Source organism: Klebsiella sp. CN_Kp066, from assembly GCF_040065135.1.
Lineage (GTDB): Bacteria > Pseudomonadota > Gammaproteobacteria > Enterobacterales > Enterobacteriaceae > Klebsiella > Klebsiella oxytoca.
In genome coordinates this window covers 1-18764 of record NZ_JBEAIU010000034.1, presented here as the reverse complement: position 1 = coordinate 18764, position 18764 = coordinate 1, and the positions used below count along the sequence as shown (strand labels likewise).

At 53.6% G+C, this 18764-nt stretch carries 15 protein-coding genes and 1 tRNA gene; 4 read left to right on the top strand and 12 right to left on the bottom strand.

The window, feature by feature from the left end; translation table 11 throughout:
- Positions 1-48: 48 nt before the first annotated feature.
- On the top strand, positions 49-516 hold the full coding sequence (gene rnhA / locus ABLV75_RS11805; RefSeq protein WP_004099142.1) for a ribonuclease HI: 468 nt from the start codon (positions 49-51) through the stop codon (positions 514-516).
- Here rnhA and ABLV75_RS11800 read toward each other — a convergent pair.
- On the bottom strand, positions 513-1235 hold the full coding sequence (locus ABLV75_RS11800; protein ID WP_004099141.1) for a class I SAM-dependent methyltransferase: 723 nt from the start codon (positions 1233-1235) through the stop codon (positions 513-515). The two genes, rnhA and ABLV75_RS11800, sit on opposite strands and share 4 nt — an antisense overlap.
- Before the next feature lie 32 nt (positions 1236-1267).
- On the opposite strand from ABLV75_RS11800, the gene gloB reads away from it, so the two are divergent.
- On the top strand, positions 1268-2023 hold the full coding sequence (gene gloB, locus ABLV75_RS11795; RefSeq protein ID WP_004099140.1) for a hydroxyacylglutathione hydrolase: 756 nt from the start codon (positions 1268-1270) through the stop codon (positions 2021-2023).
- Between the two features lie 71 nt (positions 2024-2094).
- A complete protein-coding gene (mltD, locus tag ABLV75_RS11790) occupies positions 2095-3462 on the top strand; it encodes a murein transglycosylase D (protein WP_004099139.1) in 1368 nt (455 codons plus the stop codon).
- 54 nt (positions 3463-3516) lie between these two features.
- Here the strand turns inward: mltD and ABLV75_RS11785 are convergent, their stop codons facing one another.
- The 3 genes from ABLV75_RS11785 to ABLV75_RS11775 form a co-directional block, all read right to left on the bottom strand.
- Complete coding sequence (locus tag ABLV75_RS11785) at positions 3517-4287, bottom strand: class I SAM-dependent methyltransferase (protein ID WP_004099138.1); 771 nt, start codon at positions 4285-4287, stop codon at positions 3517-3519.
- Between the two features lie 85 nt (positions 4288-4372).
- Positions 4373-5170 (bottom strand): endonuclease/exonuclease/phosphatase family protein, encoded by a 798-nt coding sequence (locus tag ABLV75_RS11780; protein ID WP_024359141.1) that lies wholly within the window; start codon positions 5168-5170, stop codon positions 4373-4375.
- Positions 5171-5273: 103 nt separating this feature from the next.
- A complete protein-coding gene (locus tag ABLV75_RS11775) occupies positions 5274-6464 on the bottom strand; it encodes an MFS transporter (protein WP_004099136.1) in 1191 nt (396 codons plus the stop codon).
- A gap of 104 nt (positions 6465-6568) precedes the next feature.
- Between ABLV75_RS11775 and yafC the strand changes: the two genes are divergently transcribed.
- Positions 6569-7471 (top strand): DNA-binding transcriptional regulator YafC, encoded by a 903-nt coding sequence (gene yafC, locus ABLV75_RS11770; RefSeq protein WP_004099134.1) that lies wholly within the window; start codon positions 6569-6571, stop codon positions 7469-7471.
- A 28-nt stretch (positions 7472-7499) separates the two neighbouring features.
- On the opposite strand, the gene dkgB is transcribed toward yafC, so the two are convergent.
- The 8 genes from dkgB to ABLV75_RS11730 form a co-directional block, all read right to left on the bottom strand.
- Positions 7500-8303, bottom strand: coding sequence for a 2,5-didehydrogluconate reductase DkgB (dkgB, locus tag ABLV75_RS11765; protein ID WP_004099132.1), 804 nt, complete (start codon positions 8301-8303; stop codon positions 7500-7502).
- Positions 8304-8485: 182 nt separating this feature from the next.
- Positions 8486-9847 carry a VasL domain-containing protein gene (locus tag ABLV75_RS11760; RefSeq protein ID WP_004099130.1) on the bottom strand — a complete coding sequence of 454 codons (1362 nt, stop codon included), beginning with the start codon at positions 9845-9847 and terminating at the stop codon, positions 8486-8488.
- Between the two features lie 336 nt (positions 9848-10183).
- Positions 10184-11788 carry a type VI secretion system protein TssA gene (tssA, locus tag ABLV75_RS11755; RefSeq protein WP_017146585.1) on the bottom strand — a complete coding sequence of 535 codons (1605 nt, stop codon included), beginning with the start codon at positions 11786-11788 and terminating at the stop codon, positions 10184-10186.
- Between the two features lie 165 nt (positions 11789-11953).
- On the bottom strand, positions 11954-14587 hold the full coding sequence (tssH, locus tag ABLV75_RS11750) for a type VI secretion system ATPase TssH (RefSeq protein ID WP_004099113.1): 2634 nt from the start codon (positions 14585-14587) through the stop codon (positions 11954-11956).
- A 188-nt stretch (positions 14588-14775) separates the two neighbouring features.
- Entirely contained in the window at positions 14776-15267 is a 492-nt protein-coding gene (locus tag ABLV75_RS11745; protein WP_004099111.1) for an Hcp family type VI secretion system effector, read from the bottom strand.
- 359 nt (positions 15268-15626) lie between these two features.
- Positions 15627-17159: a type VI secretion system contractile sheath large subunit gene (gene tssC, locus ABLV75_RS11740; protein ID WP_004099110.1), complete on the bottom strand. Its 1533-nt coding sequence runs from the start codon at positions 17157-17159 to the stop codon at positions 15627-15629.
- 65 nt (positions 17160-17224) lie between these two features.
- Entirely contained in the window at positions 17225-17713 is a 489-nt protein-coding gene (gene tssB, locus ABLV75_RS11735; protein ID WP_004099108.1) for a type VI secretion system contractile sheath small subunit, read from the bottom strand.
- Positions 17714-18583: 870 nt separating this feature from the next.
- A tRNA-Asp gene (locus ABLV75_RS11730) sits at positions 18584-18660 on the bottom strand.
- Positions 18661-18764 lie beyond the last annotated feature (104 nt).

The window sequence follows — 18764 nt, the reverse complement described above, 5'->3', positions numbered from 1 at the left end:
GACTTACCGTTTTACGTATCGATTTCAATTACAGGAAGTCTACCAGAGATGCTCAAACAGGTAGAAATTTTCACCGATGGTTCCTGCCTGGGCAATCCAGGCCCCGGCGGCTACGGTGCAATTTTACGCTATCGCGGAAAAGAAAAAACCTTTAGCGAAGGCTTTAACCTCACGACGAATAACCGCATGGAGATGATGGCCGCCATCGTCGCCCTCGAAGCGCTGAAAGAACATTGCGAAGTGATCCTCAGTACCGACAGCCAGTATGTGCGTCAGGGTATTACTCAGTGGATCCACAACTGGAAAAAGCGCGGCTGGAAAACGGCGGATAAAAAACCGGTCAAAAATGTCGATCTCTGGCAGCGCCTGGACGCTGCGCTGGGTCAACACAAAATAAAATGGGAGTGGGTCAAAGGCCACGCGGGGCATCCGGAAAACGAACGCTGCGACGAACTGGCGCGCGCGGCCGCCTCTCATCCCACCCGGGATGATACCGGTTATCTGGCAGAGCGCTAATTTTGCCCCTTGCGCCACTGACGTGTGGCGCCCACCGCCTGCGGTATCCGTTTTTTTGCTTTGCCCGATTTCATCGGGTTTAGCGTCAAGGGGATCGTACGTTTACGGGCAATAATGAGCTGTAAACATCCTAAAGCAGGTAAATGGGTGCTGAGCATTTTCCCCCCGTGACGAGACCAGGGAAGGACCTGGTAGCAACCGTGATGCATCACTTCAAAATTCAGCAGCGCCAGCCAGTCCATCTGACGCGTTAAAGTAAACATGCGGCTGTTATAGGGGGGCTTATTGCGCAAGACCGGCACCAGCTTGCGTAATCCCATCAGGCTCATGGGGTTAAAACTGGTCAAAATGATCCAGCCATCGTCAATCAGCACTCGGTCTGCTTCCCGCAGCAGTCGATGCGGATCGCTACACCAGGGTAAGGTATGCGCCAGCAGGCAGGCATCAACCGACTTCTCGGCAAAAGGCAAATGCAGCGGATCGGCCTTTACCTGCACGGGATTACCCTGTAAAGAGACATTCACCTGATGGGAAATCGCGCAGGACTCCGTATTGATTTCCGCGCTCAGATTGCCAATCTTAAGTAAATGAAAGCCATATAATTTAGCCAGCCACGGTTTCATCTGCCGTTCCAGCGATTCGCGGTAGTATTCGCCCCAGGGCATGCTGGACCAGTGCTCTGGCGCTGTAACTGTCTGAGGTATCCTTGCCGGCTTCATCGCAACCTTCCGCTACGCTTTAGAGGTAATTTATGAATCTTATCAGTATTCCCGCATTTCAGGACAACTACATCTGGGTTCTCAGTGAAGATAGCGGCCGCTGTCTGATAGTCGACCCGGGAGAAGCCGCGCCGGTGCTCGCCGCGATAGAACAAAACCGCTGGCAGCCGGAAGCCATCTTCTTAACGCATCACCATCACGACCACGTTGGCGGCGTAAAACAACTATGTGAAAAATTCCCGGCAATAGCGGTTTACGGACCGGCAGAAACCCAGGATAAGGGAGCAACCTGCATCGTAAAGGACGGAGAAAGCCTGTCCGTTTTGGGCCGCGAATTTTCTATTTTTGCTACGCCAGGTCACACTTTAGGACACATCTGTTTCTACAGTAAACCTTATCTATTTTGTGGCGATACAATGTTTTCCGGCGGCTGCGGCAGACTCTTTGAAGGCACACCAGACCAGATGTATCAATCATTTAAAAAGATTAACGCCCTTCCTGATGAAACGTTAATATGTTGCGCACATGAGTACACTTTAGCAAATATGAAGTTTGCAATGAGCATCTTGCCCCATGATAAGGATATAAATGATTACTATCGCAAAGTTAATGAGTTACGCGCAAAAAAACAAAAGACACTACCCGTAACTCTGAAAAATGAACGTCGTATAAATTTATTTTTACGTACAGATGATCATGATTTAATTGAAGAAATAAACAAAGAAACAAATTTGCAACACTCTGTTCAGAGATTTGCGTGGTTAAGGTCAAAGAAAGACGACTTCTGAGATTTAATTCTTGTCTTCGGGGGACTTCACCGTTATCCTTGCTCGTCTTTTAAGCAACTATTGACACACACATGAAGGCACGAGCGATTTTACTCGCCTCTGTCCTGCTGGTGGGGTGCCAGGCGTCTAAGAACGATGGCACCGTACAACAGCACGCACAGAGCCTTTCTGCAGCGAGTCAAGGGGAAGCAAGCAAGTTCACAAGTCGAGCGCGCTGGTTAGATGATGGAACCTTCTACGCGCAAGACCAGGATCTGTGGACTTCGATAGGCGACGAGCTAAAGATGGGAATTCCGGAAAACGTCCGGATTCGCGAACAAAAACAGAAGTATTTAAGAAATAAGAGCTATCTCCACGATGTAACTTTACGGGCAGAGCCGTATATGTACTGGATAGCCGGGCAAGTTAAGAAACGTAACATGCCGATGGAACTGGTATTACTACCCATAGTGGAGAGCGCTTTTGACCCGCACGCAACGTCTGGCGCCAATGCCGCAGGCATCTGGCAGATCATTCCGAGCACCGGGCGCAATTATGGTTTGAAACAGACCCGCAGTTACGATGCGCGTCGTGACATCGTTGCCTCAACCACGGCAGCGTTAAACATGATGCAACGTCTGAACAAAATGTTCGACGGCGACTGGTTGTTAACCGTTGCGGCGTATAACAGCGGCGAAGGCCGGGTCATGAAGGCGATCAAAGCGAACAAAGCGCGTGGTAAACCCACCGATTTCTGGTCGCTGTCTTTGCCGCATGAAACCAAAATATACGTACCGAAAATGCTGGCCCTGAGCGATATCCTCAAGAACAGCAAGCGCTACGGCGTGAGGCTGCCGACGGCAGACGAAAGCCGGGCTCTGGCGCGCGTACGTCTCGACAGCCCGGTTGAGATTTCACAGTTAGCCGATATGGCAGGAATGCCGGTCAGCAAGCTGAAGACCTTCAATGCTGGCGTCAAAGGATCAACCCTGGGCGCGAATGGGCCAAACTACGTGCTGGTGCCGCAGAAGCACGCCGCACAGCTGCGCGAATCGTTGGCTTCCGGCGATATTGCAGCCGTGCAGCCGACGCTGCTGGCTGACAACAAGCCGTTAACCAGCCGTAGCTACAAGGTGCGTTCCGGCGATACGATTTCCGGCATTGCGTCGCGTCTCGGCGTATCAACCAAAGATCTGCAGCAGTGGAACGGTATTCGCGGTTCTAACCTGAAGGTTGGTCAGAATCTGGTGATTGGCGCAGGCAGCAGCGCCGAGCGTCTGGCTAACAACAGCGATAGCATCACTTATCGCGTGCGCAAAGGCGACTCCCTGTCGAGCATTGCGAAACGCCATGGCGTCAACATTCGTGATGTCATGCGCTGGAATAGCGATACTGGCAACCTGAAGCCCGGCGATCAGCTGACGCTGTTCGTGAAAAACAGCGACAGACCAGAATCCTGATGATTCATCAGGCATGATAAAGGCACCCATGCGGTGCCTTTTTTTATCCCGGCGTCAGGCCGCCTTGTGGGCCTCAAACATAATCGTATCGCTGGTGAACGAACCATCGTGCTGCAGGGCAAAATAGGCCTTAACCTCAGCCGATGCGCTCTCCTGATATAAGCGAATCGCTTCCGCCAGCGCCGCTGGCGTTCGCATGCGCGCAATCCATGAGCCAAACTCCAGCGGCAAGCGGTCGGTCAGCAGATGATTAATCACCAGACCCGCCTCACTCGTCATTGCCAGCCATTCGCCGCTGGAATAGTTGCGGACATGGGAAGTATCGCGCAGGGCCTCAACGGTCTGCAGCCAGACGTCGCGAACCGGATGCCCGGGCGACATCACATCCATAATAATCATTACTCCGCCCGGCTTCAGCACTCGCTTCACTTCACGCAGCGCCAGACCGACATCGTGCCAGTGATGCGCAGAATAACGACTGATCGCTACATCAAAGCTGGCGTCAGCGAAAGGCAAAGACTCGGCATATCCCTGCTGAGTGGTAATATTAGCAAAACCTTTATCACGTGCGGCCTGAGCCACAACGTCCAGCATCTGGCTGGATAAATCATACGCCGTCACCTGTGCAACCTGCCCTGCCGCCGCAAAGCTGGCGTGGCCGGCGCCGCATCCCATATCCAGCACGTGCGCTTGAGGAAAATCCGCCAGCCTTTCGGCCAGACGTTGCAGATCGCGCCCGGAGGCGTGTACGGCGCTGGTCAGGTAGGCGCTGGCCTGTGAGCCAAACTGCATTTCTACATGGTCATGATGAGAGCGTGTTGTCATTGCATTGTCCTTCGGTTTTTTTGAGTAATAAAGGCAGCACCATGCATACGCAGGCCTGCCCCGTGGCAGGCCTGACATACCTTAATTAATCAGGCTTGCCGGGACTGAATTCGACTAGTAGAGGGTTGTGGTCGGAGGCACGCGTCACCAGTACGGAAGCATCGTGTACGCTTAACCCACGATAGAAGACAAAATCAAGCGGGCGGCCAAACGTACGGCGGCGCTGATCGTCAGAGAAACGAACTTCGCGCAGCGACATTTCGCGCGCAAAGCGGTACAGGGCATTCATTCGCGGGCGGCTCCAGGCATTAAAGTCGCCTGCCATAATCACCGGCCCGCTGTGATGGGCGATCTGATCGCCAATCGGCAGCAGCTGCTTGCTGTAGACATCGACGCCAAGGCTGAAGTTAACCGCATGAATATTGACCACCATCAGCAGGCGGGAATCCGGTAACGGATACACGGTCACTAATGCCGACTTCGCCAACCGCAGGATAGGCTCGCGTTCACGCAGAGGACAACAGTAGATAGGATGCGCAGAGGCTAACGTCATCACGCCGGAAGGATGCTGGGGCAGCACCAGCGCCGGAACCTGATCCGCTGCAAGGTAGTTGGACGTGGCAAACTTCACTAATTCAGGTGTAGTTTGCGCTTCCTGTAACAACACCAGGTGCGCATCTTTACCAAAGTTGTTAAGAACTGATTTCCACTCGGCGCGCTGCTGCTTGAAGATGTTCCACACCAGTACGCGGATTTTTTCATCCGAACTTAACGGTACTCCCGCCGGAAAAGCCGGAGTCATGCCTGCAAACGACCCCGGAGGTAAAATTCTCTCCGCAGGCTGTCCGGCGACATAGCGCATGGCATAGGTATTCTTTCGCAATTTAGGCATCAAACCTCGATAACAGGAAACCAGCCCGACTGCAGCTGGTTCTTCTGTTATAGGGATTTTTGTAGACACTTTCAATGCAATTTGCCAGAAACCTTTAGCCTTCTACGCCAGGGCCGTTAGCGCGAAGTCCTGGCTTATCAAGCCGGCCGCTAATTCCGACCAGTAAAAGCGCCACCAGCACAATCAGAGCGCCGATCCACGGCGTCTGGGCCAGACCATAATGCGCTACGATCTGCCCGCCAATCACCGAACCTAACGCAATGCCAATGTTAAATGCCGCAATATTCAGGCCAGAGGCAACGTCAACCGCGCCAGGGGTGTATTGCTCCGCTTTCTGCACCACATACACCTGCAGTCCCGGAACGTTACCAAAAGCAAAGATCCCCATCACCAAAACCGTCGCCAGGGCAGCATAATGCACACTGGCCGTAAATTGAAAGATCGCCAGTAGCGCAGACAGGGCGGCAAAAATCAGCTTCAGCGCGGGCACGGCGCCATGTTTATCCGCCAGCCTTCCGCCCCATACGTTACCTATCGCCACTGAAACACCGTAGCCCAAAAGGGTCCAGCTGACGGCCGATGGGCTAAATCCGGCAAGATCCTGCATCATCGGCGCCAGGAAGGTAAATGCCGTAAATACGCCGCCATACCCCAGAGCAGTGATCGCGTAGATAATCAGTAAACGCGGATGAGTCAGAACCTTAAGCTGAGCGCGCAGACCCGCGCTGACGCGGCCCGGAATGTTATTAGGCACCAGAATAAGGCTGCTCATTAACGCGATTACGCCAAGAATAGACACGGCCAGGAATGTTTCACGCCAGCCAAAGTGTTGGCCAATGAAGGTGCCTAACGGCACGCCGGTCACCAGCGCAACGGTTAACCCGCCGAACATAATCGCAATCGCCGAGGCCGCTTTCTCCTTCGCGACCAGACTGGTCGCAATTGTCGAACCGATCGAAAAGAATACCCCATGCGCCAGCCCGGTCAGCAGGCGCGCCAGAACCAGAGTCTCGTAACCCGGCGCCTGCCATGCCAGCAGATTGCCAGCGGTAAACAGCGCCATTAACGCCAGCAGTAGCTGCTTACGCGGCATACGCCCGGTCAGCGCGGTGAGCACAGGAGCCCCTATCGCTACGCCCAACGCATAGATAGAAACCAGCAGCCCTGCAGAGGGTAGCGAAATAGCTAGTTGCTCAGCGATGTCAGGCACCAGGCCCACAATGACAAATTCAGTCGTGCCAATCGCAAAGGCACCGATAGTTAAGGCAAGTAGCGCCAGCGGCATAATGTACTCCGTATCAACAGGATTAAGATGACACGTAGTATGAAGAGATGTTTTAATGACAAAAATAGCCAAAGTATCAATATAATTTTGCCACAGGTGCAACAATGAGAGCTACCTCAGAAGAAATCGCCATTTTTGTCGCCGTGGTAGAGAGCGGCAGTTTTAGTCGCGCTGCCGAACAGCTTGGTCAGGCTAATTCCGCCGTCAGCCGGGCAGTAAAAAAGCTGGAGTCAAAGCTCGGCGTCAGCCTGCTTAACCGTACTACCCGCCAGCTAAGCCTGACCGAAGAGGGCGAGCGTTATTTCCGCCGAGTGCAGGTTGTGCTTCAGGAGATGGCCGCCGCCGAAAATGAGCTTCTGGAAAGCCGAACGACGCCAAGAGGATTACTTCGCGTTGATGCCGCGACGCCGGTGATATTGCATTTTCTGATGCCTTTGATCAGGCCCTTCCGTGAGCGCTACCCGGAAATGAGCCTTTCGCTGGTCTCGTCAGAGACCTTTATCAATCTGATTGAGCGGAAAGTGGACGTCGCGATCCGCGCCGGCACGCTAACCGATTCCAGCCTGCGCGCCCGACCGCTGTTCAATAGCTACCGCAAAATTATCGCCTCGCCGGACTATCTTGCCCGGCACGGAACGCCGCAAAGCGTCGCCGAGCTAAAACATCATCAGTGCCTCGGCTTTAGCGAGCCCGTATCCCTGAATACCTGGCCAGTTTCCTGCTGCGATGGCCAACTGCTGGAAATCGAAAGCGAGATATCTTCCAATAGCGGGGAAACGCTCAAGCAGCTGTGCCTGGCCGGTAACGGTATAGCCTGTCTGTCGGACTATATGGTGGATAAAGAAATTGCTGAAGGGGCGTTTGTCGAACTGCTGGCTGACAAACGGCTGCCGATTGAAATGCCGTTTAGCGCGGTGTACTACAGCGACAGGGCGGTAAGCACGCGGATCAGGGCTTTTATCGACTTTCTTAGTGAGCATGTAAAACAGCTCCCGCAGGAGCTGTAAGAGGGTTGTAGAGTACAGAGGGGTTAGCTTAATCCCATTCAGGCGCCAGACCTTCCGGGCTAACCAGACGATCGTGACAGTCCAGCGCGGCGATCGCCAGGCGATCGTCTTCATCAAGCTGCAGCTCCTGAGCTTTCAGGTTGCTTGCCAGGTTTTCGCGCCTGGTCGAAGATGGGATCACCGCATAGCCTTCACCCATTGCCCACGCGAGGATAACCTGCGCCGGAGTGGCATTGTGTTTCGCCGCAATCCGGGCAATGGCTTCATCTTTTAACGCTTTACCATAAGCCAGAGTCATATAAGAGGTAATGTGAATGCCATGCTCAGAGGCCCAATCGACGACCTTACGATTTTGCAAATAAGGCGACAGTTCAATCTGGTTGGTCGCGATATTCTCTACCCCAACGGCAGCAATGGCGCGCTCCATCAGCGGAATAGTGAAGTTAGAGATACCCATCTGGCGAGTTAGTCCCTGGCGTTTCGCCTCCAGCAGAGCAGCCATGTACTCTTCCACGGCAACCGCATCGTTTGGCGACGGCCAGTGGATCAGCGTGAGATCGACATATTCGGTGCGCAGCTTCTGCAGACTCTCTTTCAGGCTTGCGATGAGCTTATCTTTGCTTAAATTTTCAATCCAGATCTTGGTGGTGATGAACAGTTCATCGCGCGCGACGCCGCTTTCTGCGATAGCCTGGCCCACGGCCGCTTCATTGTCATAGATTTGCGCGGTATCAATGGCGCGATAGCCCAGCTCAAGCGCTGTTTTTACAGATGCGATCACTACGTCATCTTTCAGACGGAAGGTCCCAAGACCAAATGCAGGGATTGTCATGATTTTCCTCATTATTTATCAATAGCGGTTAATGAGAAACATTATGACCAACGAGAGGATCGAGAAAAAGATCGTTTAACGCAGAGGATTTTTGCTAAAACAGCAATAATCAAATGGCGGGCTGAAAAAATCCTGGGCCAACTTTTCCCGTCTGTTTTTACTCTACCGCAGCCGACATCCTACTACTGAGGGTTCGGTTTCACTTCCGTGCTATCCAGCAAAATAGCGTAGCGGCTTAGCAACTGCTTAAAATGAAAATCAATCTGCATTTGCAGCACCGGTGAGAGACTTCCGGCTCGTACCTGAGCCTCCAGTTGCCTGAGCTGTTCTTCCAGCGGCGGCGTCTGTAACAGCTGCCGGATGCTGAAAATTGCCGATTTCAACTCAGAAGCAGTCATATACCGCCCCTTGCGTTCATCCAGCGCATCCAGCCTTAGCGAAAGCTGCCGTAGCTTCGCCTGCGCCTGGGCATAGCGCTGTAAGTCAGGCACCGGCAGCGCGCTGGCTTCCCGCTGCTTACGCCACTCGGCGCTCATCGCCTTAATTTGCGAATTATTCGGCCAGCGGCGTTCAAGGGCCAGGAGCAGCGCCTCTTCCTGGCGCAGGGGCCACAGCGGCGGCAGGTCATTCAGCCTCTTCAGCTGCGCGCGGGTCGTCGCCATTCCCTGCGCCCAGCTCAGCATCTTGTTGCCATCCCTCCCCGGCGCTGAGGGCAACGCCAACACCGACGTCGCGGTCTGTGCCTCACGTAGGCCCATTTCTGGCGGGTTCAGCCATGACCAACCCCAGAAACCGCAACCTCCCAGGCAAACCATCGTCAGCATCCCGGCGATAAAGCCGGGCCATACCCGCCGCTGGCGAGGACTCTCCGTAGTTTTCTTCAATAACAAGCTTTCGTCATGCTTTCGCGATGCCTGCGCTTCAGCGGTTTTTTTGGCCCCATTTTTTACATCTCTCGGCCAGGGGCGCTCCCTGGCGATTTTCTTCGCCGCCGTTTTTTCGCCCTGCGGCGCCAGCCGCTCCAGGCGCATCGCCGCATTTCGCAACTGAACGGCCAGTTGCTCCAGTTTTGACATATGCCAGACCTCGCACCGCCGCAGCACGTTCTCTATTTCCGTCAGGTGCTGGCTGCAGTGGTTAATCTGCGCCAGATCCTGATACTGAAGATCCTGCGCGCGCAGCGCCTGCTTCATCTTCTCGGCAAGCCACGCCAGCAGCGCGATCCTTGAATGGACCTGCAGCGGCCAGAAATCTCCCCAGCGCTGGTTTATCAATGCCGCGAGGGCATCCAGAGCGTCCACCATTCCTGCTATCCCATACTGCCGGGTCCTCGCCAGCGCGTAACAGACCAGCGTTTGCAACTCCACGCCGTTTTGCCGAAACAGAGCCAGACTCAGGCTCTCTACCCTGCCCCAGTCCACATCCGGCCGCGCCGGATGCGTAAGTTTGCCTATTTCGGCCTGCAGTTCGCCGGCCTCCCGAAAGGTACAGGGATCGCCGCCCGTGCGGAACGGGCTGATAAATGAAGAGTGCGGCGTCTTCATATACGCTCCTGTTGCTGCAAATAATGCATAATCGCCCGGCAATAGTGAGTACATTGCATATTATGACTCCCTGAAAGAAGCCGCCGATCCTTTTCACTGCCCTGAGCTCGCGGCCATTCATGATTGAAATTAAACGTCGGCATTGGGTTTAACGAAGCGATTTCCATACTATTTTTATCCTTTAGCGGAAACAGCCGCTGCTTGCTATTTATCTTCTCAATGGCGCGCGGTCAGGGTAAGCCGGGCATAGTCTCTGTCGGCTTCTTATCGGTAGCGTATTTCGGCTTTGCAATAACGTCAGGATTGGCGCCTTTAAACTCGATACCGGGTGAGTTCTCAGTCTTTATATTGCGTATCACAAAGTACTGCCGCCCGCGCAGGATCCATCGCCACCAGCGCCGCCAGCAGATTTTCCATTTTCCGCGCCAGATGGGCTTTATCTGCATAGCGGTGCGCCCGCAGGCGCAGCAGCTTCAGCTGTCGTGCCGTGACTTCGAAAATTAACTCCGGCTCCCATTGTGTCAACGTCAGCCCCTGCGCAGCGCCATGCAGCTCTTCCAGCAGCAGCAGCGCCATTTCGCTTTTACCGTACTGCTCCGCTATGCGAGCCATCAACAGACGCAACAGCAAACGCTGGCGTGCCGTGACGATCCCCGCACGGGACTGGAGCCAGCCCAGCGCAGCATCAACGCCCTCGCGGTCCGCCAGCGCCAGCGCCTCCGGTTCCAGCGCCAGCACATCGTTGTCCGGCTCTTCCACCGGGGCCGTTGGCGTCCTGCTAAGCCAGTTCCCCTCATCTTGCGGCAGCACCTGCCGGGTAATCCAACTGCGGGTCACCTCATCGGCAAACGGCGTGCCGTCGTTCCACGCCAGGCTCTCCAGCCCAGGTAAACGCTCAAGCAACAGCATCAGGTCCTGGCGGATAATTGCCGTCCACTTGTCCCACGGCGCGCCCGCTTTGCCCAGCGCCTGATACAAATACCATTGAATATCAAACCAGAAATGATTGACCCCGGCGCTGAACATCAGGTCGGCCTGTTCCAGCAGCTCGGTCCAGTTCTGTTGCGAGTACAACCGTTTAAGCTGAGTACGTGACTCGCTACGCGGCGGAGCCAGTCGGGTTCTGCCATCCACATCAGGCGGCAGTTCATGCACGGTGTCCCAGCGCAGAGTTTTCATCAACCGATGCGCCGCCAGCCAGCCCTGCGGCTGCGCGTTCAGGTAGCGGGCCAGCGCTTTTGCCTGATCCAGCAGGTCGCGCCCGGAACTGATGGACTGTATCTGTAGCGAATTTGTCGGAGGTGAAGCGGTTGCCGCGCTGTTCTGCGGCACCACCGCGCTCATCCCGCCCGACTGCGCCAGCCGCGACTCCAGCGCCTGGATCAGCGGTATCAGGGACGGCGGCTGTTGTTCTTCCGGCCATGTAGAAAAAGAAGCGTCCAGCAGATTGAGAGCCGCGACAATATTGGCAAAGTCTTCTTTTGCCACTTCCGGGTAACGCGCCAGGCTGTCGAGTATCTTTTCGCCAGTTAACCATTCCAGCGCCATTTTCCGGCCCGCCGGACGAGAGGGAAGCAGTTGCGTCCCGAAGCGCTGCACCAGCCCGGCCAGTAGGGCGAGACCTTCCGCTAATCCGCGTTCGCCGTCGCGGTGCAATCGCGCCCAGATATAGCAGGTGGCGATGCGTACATCTTTTGCCTGAGTGAGCAGCAGGGATTCCGCAAGCTGACAAATCAGAGCGGTATCCGCGCCGGAAAGCTTATTCAGCTCGTCGCGCATCAGCTGGAAATCGTCGTGGTAGACGGGGTCTCTCCCGACCGGAGACTCCGTCGTCACTGGCAGCAGCCACGTCTGCCACAGCGCCGCCTGTTGTTGTCCCGCCTCAAGCGCATTCCGATCGGGAAAACAGCTGCGGGTTAACTGCTGCAGTAATTCACTCATTCGCATCGCCCCCTCACTTAGGCTATCGGTTATGATTTTTTCCGGTCCGGAATATTTTCCCGGCGAGGGGAAGGCTTGCATCACTATCGGCCATGACGGGTTTCGGGATGAACGGGAAACGGCAGTCGTAACGCCCAGAGCACAGCGCATTCATCGCCATCCCCGTTATTCCGTATCTAATTCCAGTACGATACCGTCCTCTTGACTCCAGCCGAGCGCCAGCAGCCTGGGTTGCCGTCGCGCCGCCTGATTCGCCAGCAGCTGCTGGCTCAGTACAGGCAGAATCTGCTGGTTCAGTAAGCTGTCGATATTACGCGCCCCGGTATCCGGCAGCAGACAGGAGGAGGCCAGTTGATCGTAAAGACTGGCCCCGATCACCGTCTCCATACCGTAATGTTCGCGCAGGCGGCGGCTCACTGCCGCCAGCTTCATTTCCACAATGGACCGCATCGCCTCCCACCCGAGAGGGCGGTAAATTACCGTTTGGAAACGCGCCAGCAGCGCAGGCTGGAAGTGCTCCCGCAACAGCGGATACAGCAGTTCCTGCAGATCCCCGTCCGTGGCCGCCGGCCTCTTTTCCAGCAGTTGTATAATGTGATCGCTTCCGAGATTAGCGGTCATCAGGATAATGGTGTTGCGAAAGTCGATTTCCCTGCCTTCCCCATCGCGCATAAAACCGCGATCGAACACCTGGTAAAAAAGGTTCATGACGTCGCGGTGCGCCTTTTCTACCTCGTCGAGCAGAACCAGACTATACGGACGTTTTCTGACGGCTTCCGTCAATACGCCACCCTGGCCGAAGCCAACATAACCCGGCGGCGCTCCCTTGAGCTGAGAAACCGTATGTGGTTCCTGATACTCTGAGAGATTGATGGTAATAAGCGACTTTTCGCCGCCGAACAGCGCATCCGCCATCGCCAGCGCAGTTTCGGTCTTACCGGTGCCGCCAGGACCGGTCAGCAGAAATACGCCCTGCGGGCCATTTTCCGGCGTGAGCCCGGTTTTTGCCGCCCGCAACCGCTGCGCAATAGCCTTTAGCGCACCATCCTGGCCTACCACCCGCCTGGCGAGCATCTGTTCCATATTCAGCAGCTCGCTCTGCTCATCTTTCAGCAGGGAAGTGAGCGGTACGCCGGTCCAGTCAGCTACGACGGTAGCGACGGCCCGGGCATCCACATCCAGCGCCAGCAATGGCGTTAATCCCTGTTGCTGTAGCAGCTGCTGTTGTAGTTGAGGTAACCGTTCACTGTCCGGACTTTCCCGGCGTAGCGCTATAATCTGCTGCACCAGCGCTTTTTCTTGTTGGTACTGATACTCCAGCTGATCCGCCTTTTGCTGGAGTTGATCCCGCTGGTCGGCGAGCTCTGCCAGTCGAGCCTGCGCGGATGCAGGATAAAACGCGCGATCCTTTTCAAGCGCCTTCTGCTCAATATCCAGCGCGGCCAGATGTCCCTGAAGCTGAGTTAACGGCTCCGGCAGGGTATCAAGACTCATCCGGACACGCGCCCCGGCAGTGTCCAGCAGATCTACCGCCTTGTCAGGCAGCTGGCGTCCGGACAAATAACGCCGTGACAGACGTACCGCGGCCTGAATGGCGCTATCCTGGATGTGCACCCCATGGTGCTCCGCGTAGTAGGTCTTCAGCCCGCGCAGCATCAGGCAGGCCGTGTCCTCATCAGGCTCGTCCACTTTGACCAATTGAAAACGGCGGTCCAGAGCGGCATCGCGCTCAAAATATTGTTTGTACTCGCTCCAGGTCGTCGCTGCGATAGTGCGTAGCTCACCGCGGGCCAAAGCAGGTTTCAGTAAATTAGCCGCATCTGCGCCGCCCGCAGGATTTCCCGCGCCGATGATAGTATGGGCTTCATCGATAAACAGCAGCACCGGCTCCGGCGATGCCTGCACCGCGTCGATGACGTTTTTTAGCCGCTGCTCGAATTCCCCCTTAACGCCAGCCCCTGCCTGTAGCAGCCCCAGATCCAGCGAGTGAATATGCACGATTTTCAGGCTATCCGGCACGTTGCCATCTACAATACGCAGCGCCAGCCCTTCCACCAGCGCGGTTTTGCCGACGCCAGGCTCGCCCACAAGCAGCGGATTGTTCTTGCGACGGCGCGACAGAATATCCACCATCTGGCGGATCTCAACATCGCGGCCAAACACCGGATCGATCTGGCCCATCCGGGCCTTTTCTGTAATATTCGAAGTGAAACGTTTAAGGACAGCTCGATGCGCATCATCTTGTCTATCATCCGCCGCAAGCGCAGAAGAATTTGTACTTATATCTTCCACCAGCGGTTCGCCTGCCTGCCTTTGCCGCACCGGACACTCTTCCGACTGCTCGTCCAGTAGCGCGCGCAGCCGCCCTAACTGGACGCGACCCACGCTCAACAACACCCACAGATCGTCGCAAGCCAGCAGTTCGGACTTCTCCGTCAGCGCCATCAGCAAGTGCTGACTACGGATCTGCGGCTCGTTGCTCTCCAGCGAAGCGAACAACCATGCCTGCGTCATCAGCGCCGTCAGGCGTTTAGAAAGCTGCGGACGCTCACGTACCGAGCGTGGAAGCGTTTCAAGATGCCCCAGCAACGCTTGCCAGAGAATCTCCATATCCCACTCATAGCGCCGGGCAATGACGGTGATATCCCCTTCTCCCTGTTCCAGCAGCTTCAATAACCAGTGCTCAATAGTAATCTCGGCGTGAGCGCGGGTCTGGCACAGCGATGCGGCGGAGTCCAGCGCGCGGGCGCAGAACGGGTTGAGGCGGCGTAGCAGTGCAGCTGGCTGGTTTACGGTCATAGATATCCCTTCTTCAATGTAGTGATTTTTCCTTTACTGAATCCTGTTCAGGCACGCTACCGCCCGTAGCCGTAACCCTGTGCCTGGCAGGTTTCTGTCAGAATGTGATAGGGTTTGCCCCACCGGAAGGACCGGCTTATCAGCAAATACGCATAAAAAAGCAGACAGTTGCCTGTCTGCCGCGGTTATCAGGCCGAAGGACGTTCATTCCATGCATCGGAATGAATGATGTTTCCGTCCTTGTAGGTCCAGGTAATCTTTTCGTAACGGAATTCGATACGCTCCAGATGATTGTGCCTCTCGCGCGCAGGATCCTTAATGTCGTGCATCAGCGGAGCCACTCTGACCAGCTTGACGTTATCCAGCGTAATGTTGAAATACTCAACTTCCTGACCGGCGTCATTTATCCGGTAAAACTTGAACTCTGCCGTTTTCAGAGTCTGACCCGTCGTGACGGCCTTGTAGAGATACGGGCTGGATACGTCGATTTCCTTAGTGAAGGTAAATGGCTTATGGGTACGGGTGCCGGTCAGTTTGCCGGTATTGTTATCCGTCGGGATATACACATCGTGGTCCAGCGCCACGACCTCGATGCTGCCCTCACGTCCCTGTACGTCTACGGAACCTTTGATATCCGCGCCACCGTCATCTTTCAGCCAAAGGTAAGCAGGAATTGCCATGAGAATTACTCTCCTTGTTAGTGTGATTGAGGTACCGCCGCCTCCGACGGTATGTTCTGCTCCGCGTCCACCGTATTCTCTTCCGCACGCGTATTCAGGTCGCAAGCAGAAGAGAGCCCATCTGATACTTCCGTACCATCAACGTATCGTTGGGGAAACACAGGCGCAGGAATGGCATCTTTAGTTTTTTCAACGCCAGCACCGCGCTATCTAACGCCACAGCAGCCACTCCGAGGGAGGGCAGATGGCGAGTTGAGCAAAGCCATTATTACTGAAGGTTTCCCAACGAAATTGCCGCTGAGAGGAAGGTCGATCTCCTCAGCCCGCAGCAGACGAGAGATTTTCATCGCGCCTGTGGCTTACGATTTAGCCTTCGGCATTTGCGATACCAGCGACAGGCTGATATCCATTCCTTCAATCTGAAAATGCGGCACGGCATAAAGCCTGATACGGAAGAAGCCCGGATTGTCCTCAATATCTTCCACAACCACTTTTCCATCGCGCAGCGGATGCGATGCCTGAAGCGCATCACCAGGATCGGTCATTTCCGTCACCAGGTTACGCAGCCAGGTATTAAGCTCCAGTTCCAGCAAACGTCGGTCTTTGGTGGTACCAATATTCTCGCGCTGAATAATCTTCAGATAGTGCGCAATTCGCGACAGCAGGAAGACATACGGCAGGCGGGCATTAATGCGGCTGTTAGCAGTGGCATCCGCCGTCTCATACAGCGCCGGTTTCTGTGCCGAGTTAGCCGAAAAGAAGCATGCGTAATCACGATTTTTGTAATAAGAGAGTGGAATAAATCCAAGGTTGGCAAATTCGAATTCACGGGTCTCCGGGATCATCACCTCCGAGGGGATCTTGATCTGATTGCCGGTACCGAGGTCGTAAAGATGGATCGGTAAATCGGTGACCGCTCCCCCCGCCTGCGGTCCGCGAATTTGTACGCACCAGCCGTTGTTAACAAAGCTTTTCACCATATTCGCCGCAAAGGCGAATGACGCGTTGGTCCAGAGATATTTTTCGTGATCGGGCCCTTTCACCTCTTCCACATAGTTGAAACTGCGGACGGGAATCGTATCCGGGCCATACGGCAGACGGCCAAGTACACGGGGCATTACAAGACCGATATAGCGGGAATCATCAGTGTCGCGAAAACTTTTCCATTTGATATATTCGGCACGATCGAAATAACTACCGATATCTTTTATGGCAGCCACCTCTTCCATTGAGTTTTTAAGGAAGAATTCAGGTCCGACAGAACCAATAAACGGCATATGCGAAGCCGCGGCCACACGAGAGATATTACGCAGCAACGCGATGTCCTGCGGGCTGTTATCAAACTCATAGCTGGAAATCACTGAGGCTATTGGCTCGCCGCCGGGAGTGTCATATTCCTGCACATAAGTGTGGTGATAAAGCCCGCTCTGGACAATTTCCGGCGCATCATCAAAGTCCTGACGTAAGTCTTCCTTGCTGACATCCAGAAGCTCAATTTTGGTATTCTTTCGAGGGTCGGTTCGCTGGACGAGAAACCACAGGCCGCGCCAGAGCGATTCGAGCGCCTGAAAGTCCGGGTGGTGCATCACGGTATCCAGCTGCTGGCTGATTTTTTGATCCAGCTCGCTGATATGAAAATCCAGCAGTGATTTATCTAACTTTTCAACATTTTTTCCGGATTTCGCCACGCAGGAAAGCAATACCTGGATGGCTGCAGAGACCCTCTCCTCCGTTGATGCTTCCGCCATTGCTTCACTATCCTGCCACTCTCCGAGTTGTTTCAGAGAAGAAACCGGCGTCAGGTGAATTTTTTTAAACAGAGACTGATAAACATTTTCTCTGGTCACAGCCTGCGCCTGCGCTACCGGTGCGTCATGTTCTTGTACAGACATCAGCATGCCCTCCTCTTCATTTCCTTGATGAACCGTATTTATTCCGGTCGTTGTCCATTACTTTTTTACGGTGCGAGTGCCGTTAGCTCTGCGCGTAGTTCACTACTCATCGCAGGATCTTTCATAATCTTTTCCAGTTCACGACGGAACTCGACGTTATCCAGCAAGTTGGCTTTGAGATCGCGTAGTAAATTACGCATAGAAATCAATGCACGAAGCGATGGGATATTGCGAGCAACCTGTTCTGGTTCAAAATCTTTGACGCTACCAAAGTTAAGTTTAATATTTTCTATCCGGGCCTCTCCTGACAGAGTGCTTTCGACCAGCAAATCGACCGTAGGTAAGAGTTCAGCCATTACGCTATCAAAATTGTTTTTATTGATATTTATTTTATTTCTTTCAGATAAAGACCGTTGTTCTTTTCCGTTACTAAAATCGCCTACCGCAAGTAACTTTAACGGTAACTCGCTTTTCTTTCCCGCCCCGCCAGTGTGAAGATCCAATTGAAGATTAACTCGAGATTTTGGCACCTCATTTTGAAAACTATTACCCATATTACTCCTCCTCAGGATATATACCCACCAGACGGTGAGCAAAAACAAAATATCACCTCACTAATACAAATTGCAATAATTGAAGATAGACGCACTACGGTCTCGATTAATATTATACTTGCAAAGAAGTCTTTATATCTCACAAAAAGCTCTCAACTAAAACAAACTTCAAAAACCTTCACAATTAAAAAATACCACTTAAAAAACAAAGGGATTAACTATGATTCATATGAATTTATAGTACTTCATCTCATTCTCAAAGTTCTTAACATGAAATTCAATGCTAGCTGACCACTCTGAAAAATATATTTTCACTCCATTAAATAATAACCATAAACGCTAATAAATGATAAAAATCACATTAATGAATCAGTTCATCATCGTAATATAATAAACATTTAAGCGAAATATATTCTCGGGATAGATATATCAAACGTTATTAAAATTAGAAAAGATAGTTTCATTTTAAATCATTCTGTATTAAATGAATAAAATGATGAAGCCTGATACCAAATAACAGCCTCGAGGACCGCGAATGTTCCGCCGGAAAGAGCTCCTGAAGCGGCGACAAAAAGTAAAAAGGCCGGAGAACATATCTGTGTTCTCCGGCCTTGCAAGCGGCGATCGTTGTACGATGACAGACACATTATGATTGGCTATCCGTCTGCCTGACAGACTGCCGGGTCTGTAATTTTTCAGCCCGCGTTAAGCGTTAAGCGTTAAGCGTTAAGCGTTAAGCGTTAAGCGTTAAGCGTTAATGATAGATTGTCGTAGATGTAATCTGCAATTACTTTAGATCCAACAACGACCTGCATACAAAAACAAAAAAACCGCAAGTCACGTCAATGACTTGCGGTTCTATATAATAAGTGGCGGAACGGACGGGACTCGAACCCGCGACCCCCTGCGTGACAGGCAGGTATTCTAACCGACTGAACTACCGCTCCACCGAATACTTCTGTAACCACCGGATTTATGCACCGGCTTACTACTTAATTTGATGCCTGGCAGTTCCCTACTCTCACATGGGGAGACCCCACACTACCATCGG

Bases quoted from the DNA above. Each gene is read 5' to 3' on its own strand.
- rnhA (WP_004099142.1), top strand. From the start codon at position 49: ATGCTCAAACAGGTAGAAATTTTCACCGATGGTTCCTGCCTGGGCAAT.
- ABLV75_RS11800 (WP_004099141.1), bottom strand. From the start codon at position 1,235: ATGAAGCCGGCAAGGATACCTCAGACAGTTACAGCGCCAGAGCACTGG.
- gloB (WP_004099140.1), top strand. From the start codon at position 1,268: ATGAATCTTATCAGTATTCCCGCATTTCAGGACAACTACATCTGGGTT.
- mltD (WP_004099139.1), top strand. From the start codon at position 2,095: ATGAAGGCACGAGCGATTTTACTCGCCTCTGTCCTGCTGGTGGGGTGC.
- ABLV75_RS11785 (WP_004099138.1), bottom strand. From the start codon at position 4,287: ATGACAACACGCTCTCATCATGACCATGTAGAAATGCAGTTTGGCTCA.
- ABLV75_RS11775 (WP_004099136.1), bottom strand. From the start codon at position 6,464: ATGCCGCTGGCGCTACTTGCCTTAACTATCGGTGCCTTTGCGATTGGC.
- yafC (WP_004099134.1), top strand. From the start codon at position 6,569: ATGAGAGCTACCTCAGAAGAAATCGCCATTTTTGTCGCCGTGGTAGAG.
- dkgB (WP_004099132.1), bottom strand. From the start codon at position 8,303: ATGACAATCCCTGCATTTGGTCTTGGGACCTTCCGTCTGAAAGATGAC.
- ABLV75_RS11760 (WP_004099130.1), bottom strand. From the start codon at position 9,847: ATGAAGACGCCGCACTCTTCATTTATCAGCCCGTTCCGCACGGGCGGC.
- tssA (WP_017146585.1), bottom strand. From the start codon at position 11,788: ATGAGTGAATTACTGCAGCAGTTAACCCGCAGCTGTTTTCCCGATCGG.
- tssH (WP_004099113.1), bottom strand. From the start codon at position 14,587: ATGACCGTAAACCAGCCAGCTGCACTGCTACGCCGCCTCAACCCGTTC.
- ABLV75_RS11745 (WP_004099111.1), bottom strand. From the start codon at position 15,267: ATGGCAATTCCTGCTTACCTTTGGCTGAAAGATGACGGTGGCGCGGAT.
- tssC (WP_004099110.1), bottom strand. From the start codon at position 17,159: ATGTCTGTACAAGAACATGACGCACCGGTAGCGCAGGCGCAGGCTGTG.
- tssB (WP_004099108.1), bottom strand. From the start codon at position 17,713: ATGGGTAATAGTTTTCAAAATGAGGTGCCAAAATCTCGAGTTAATCTT.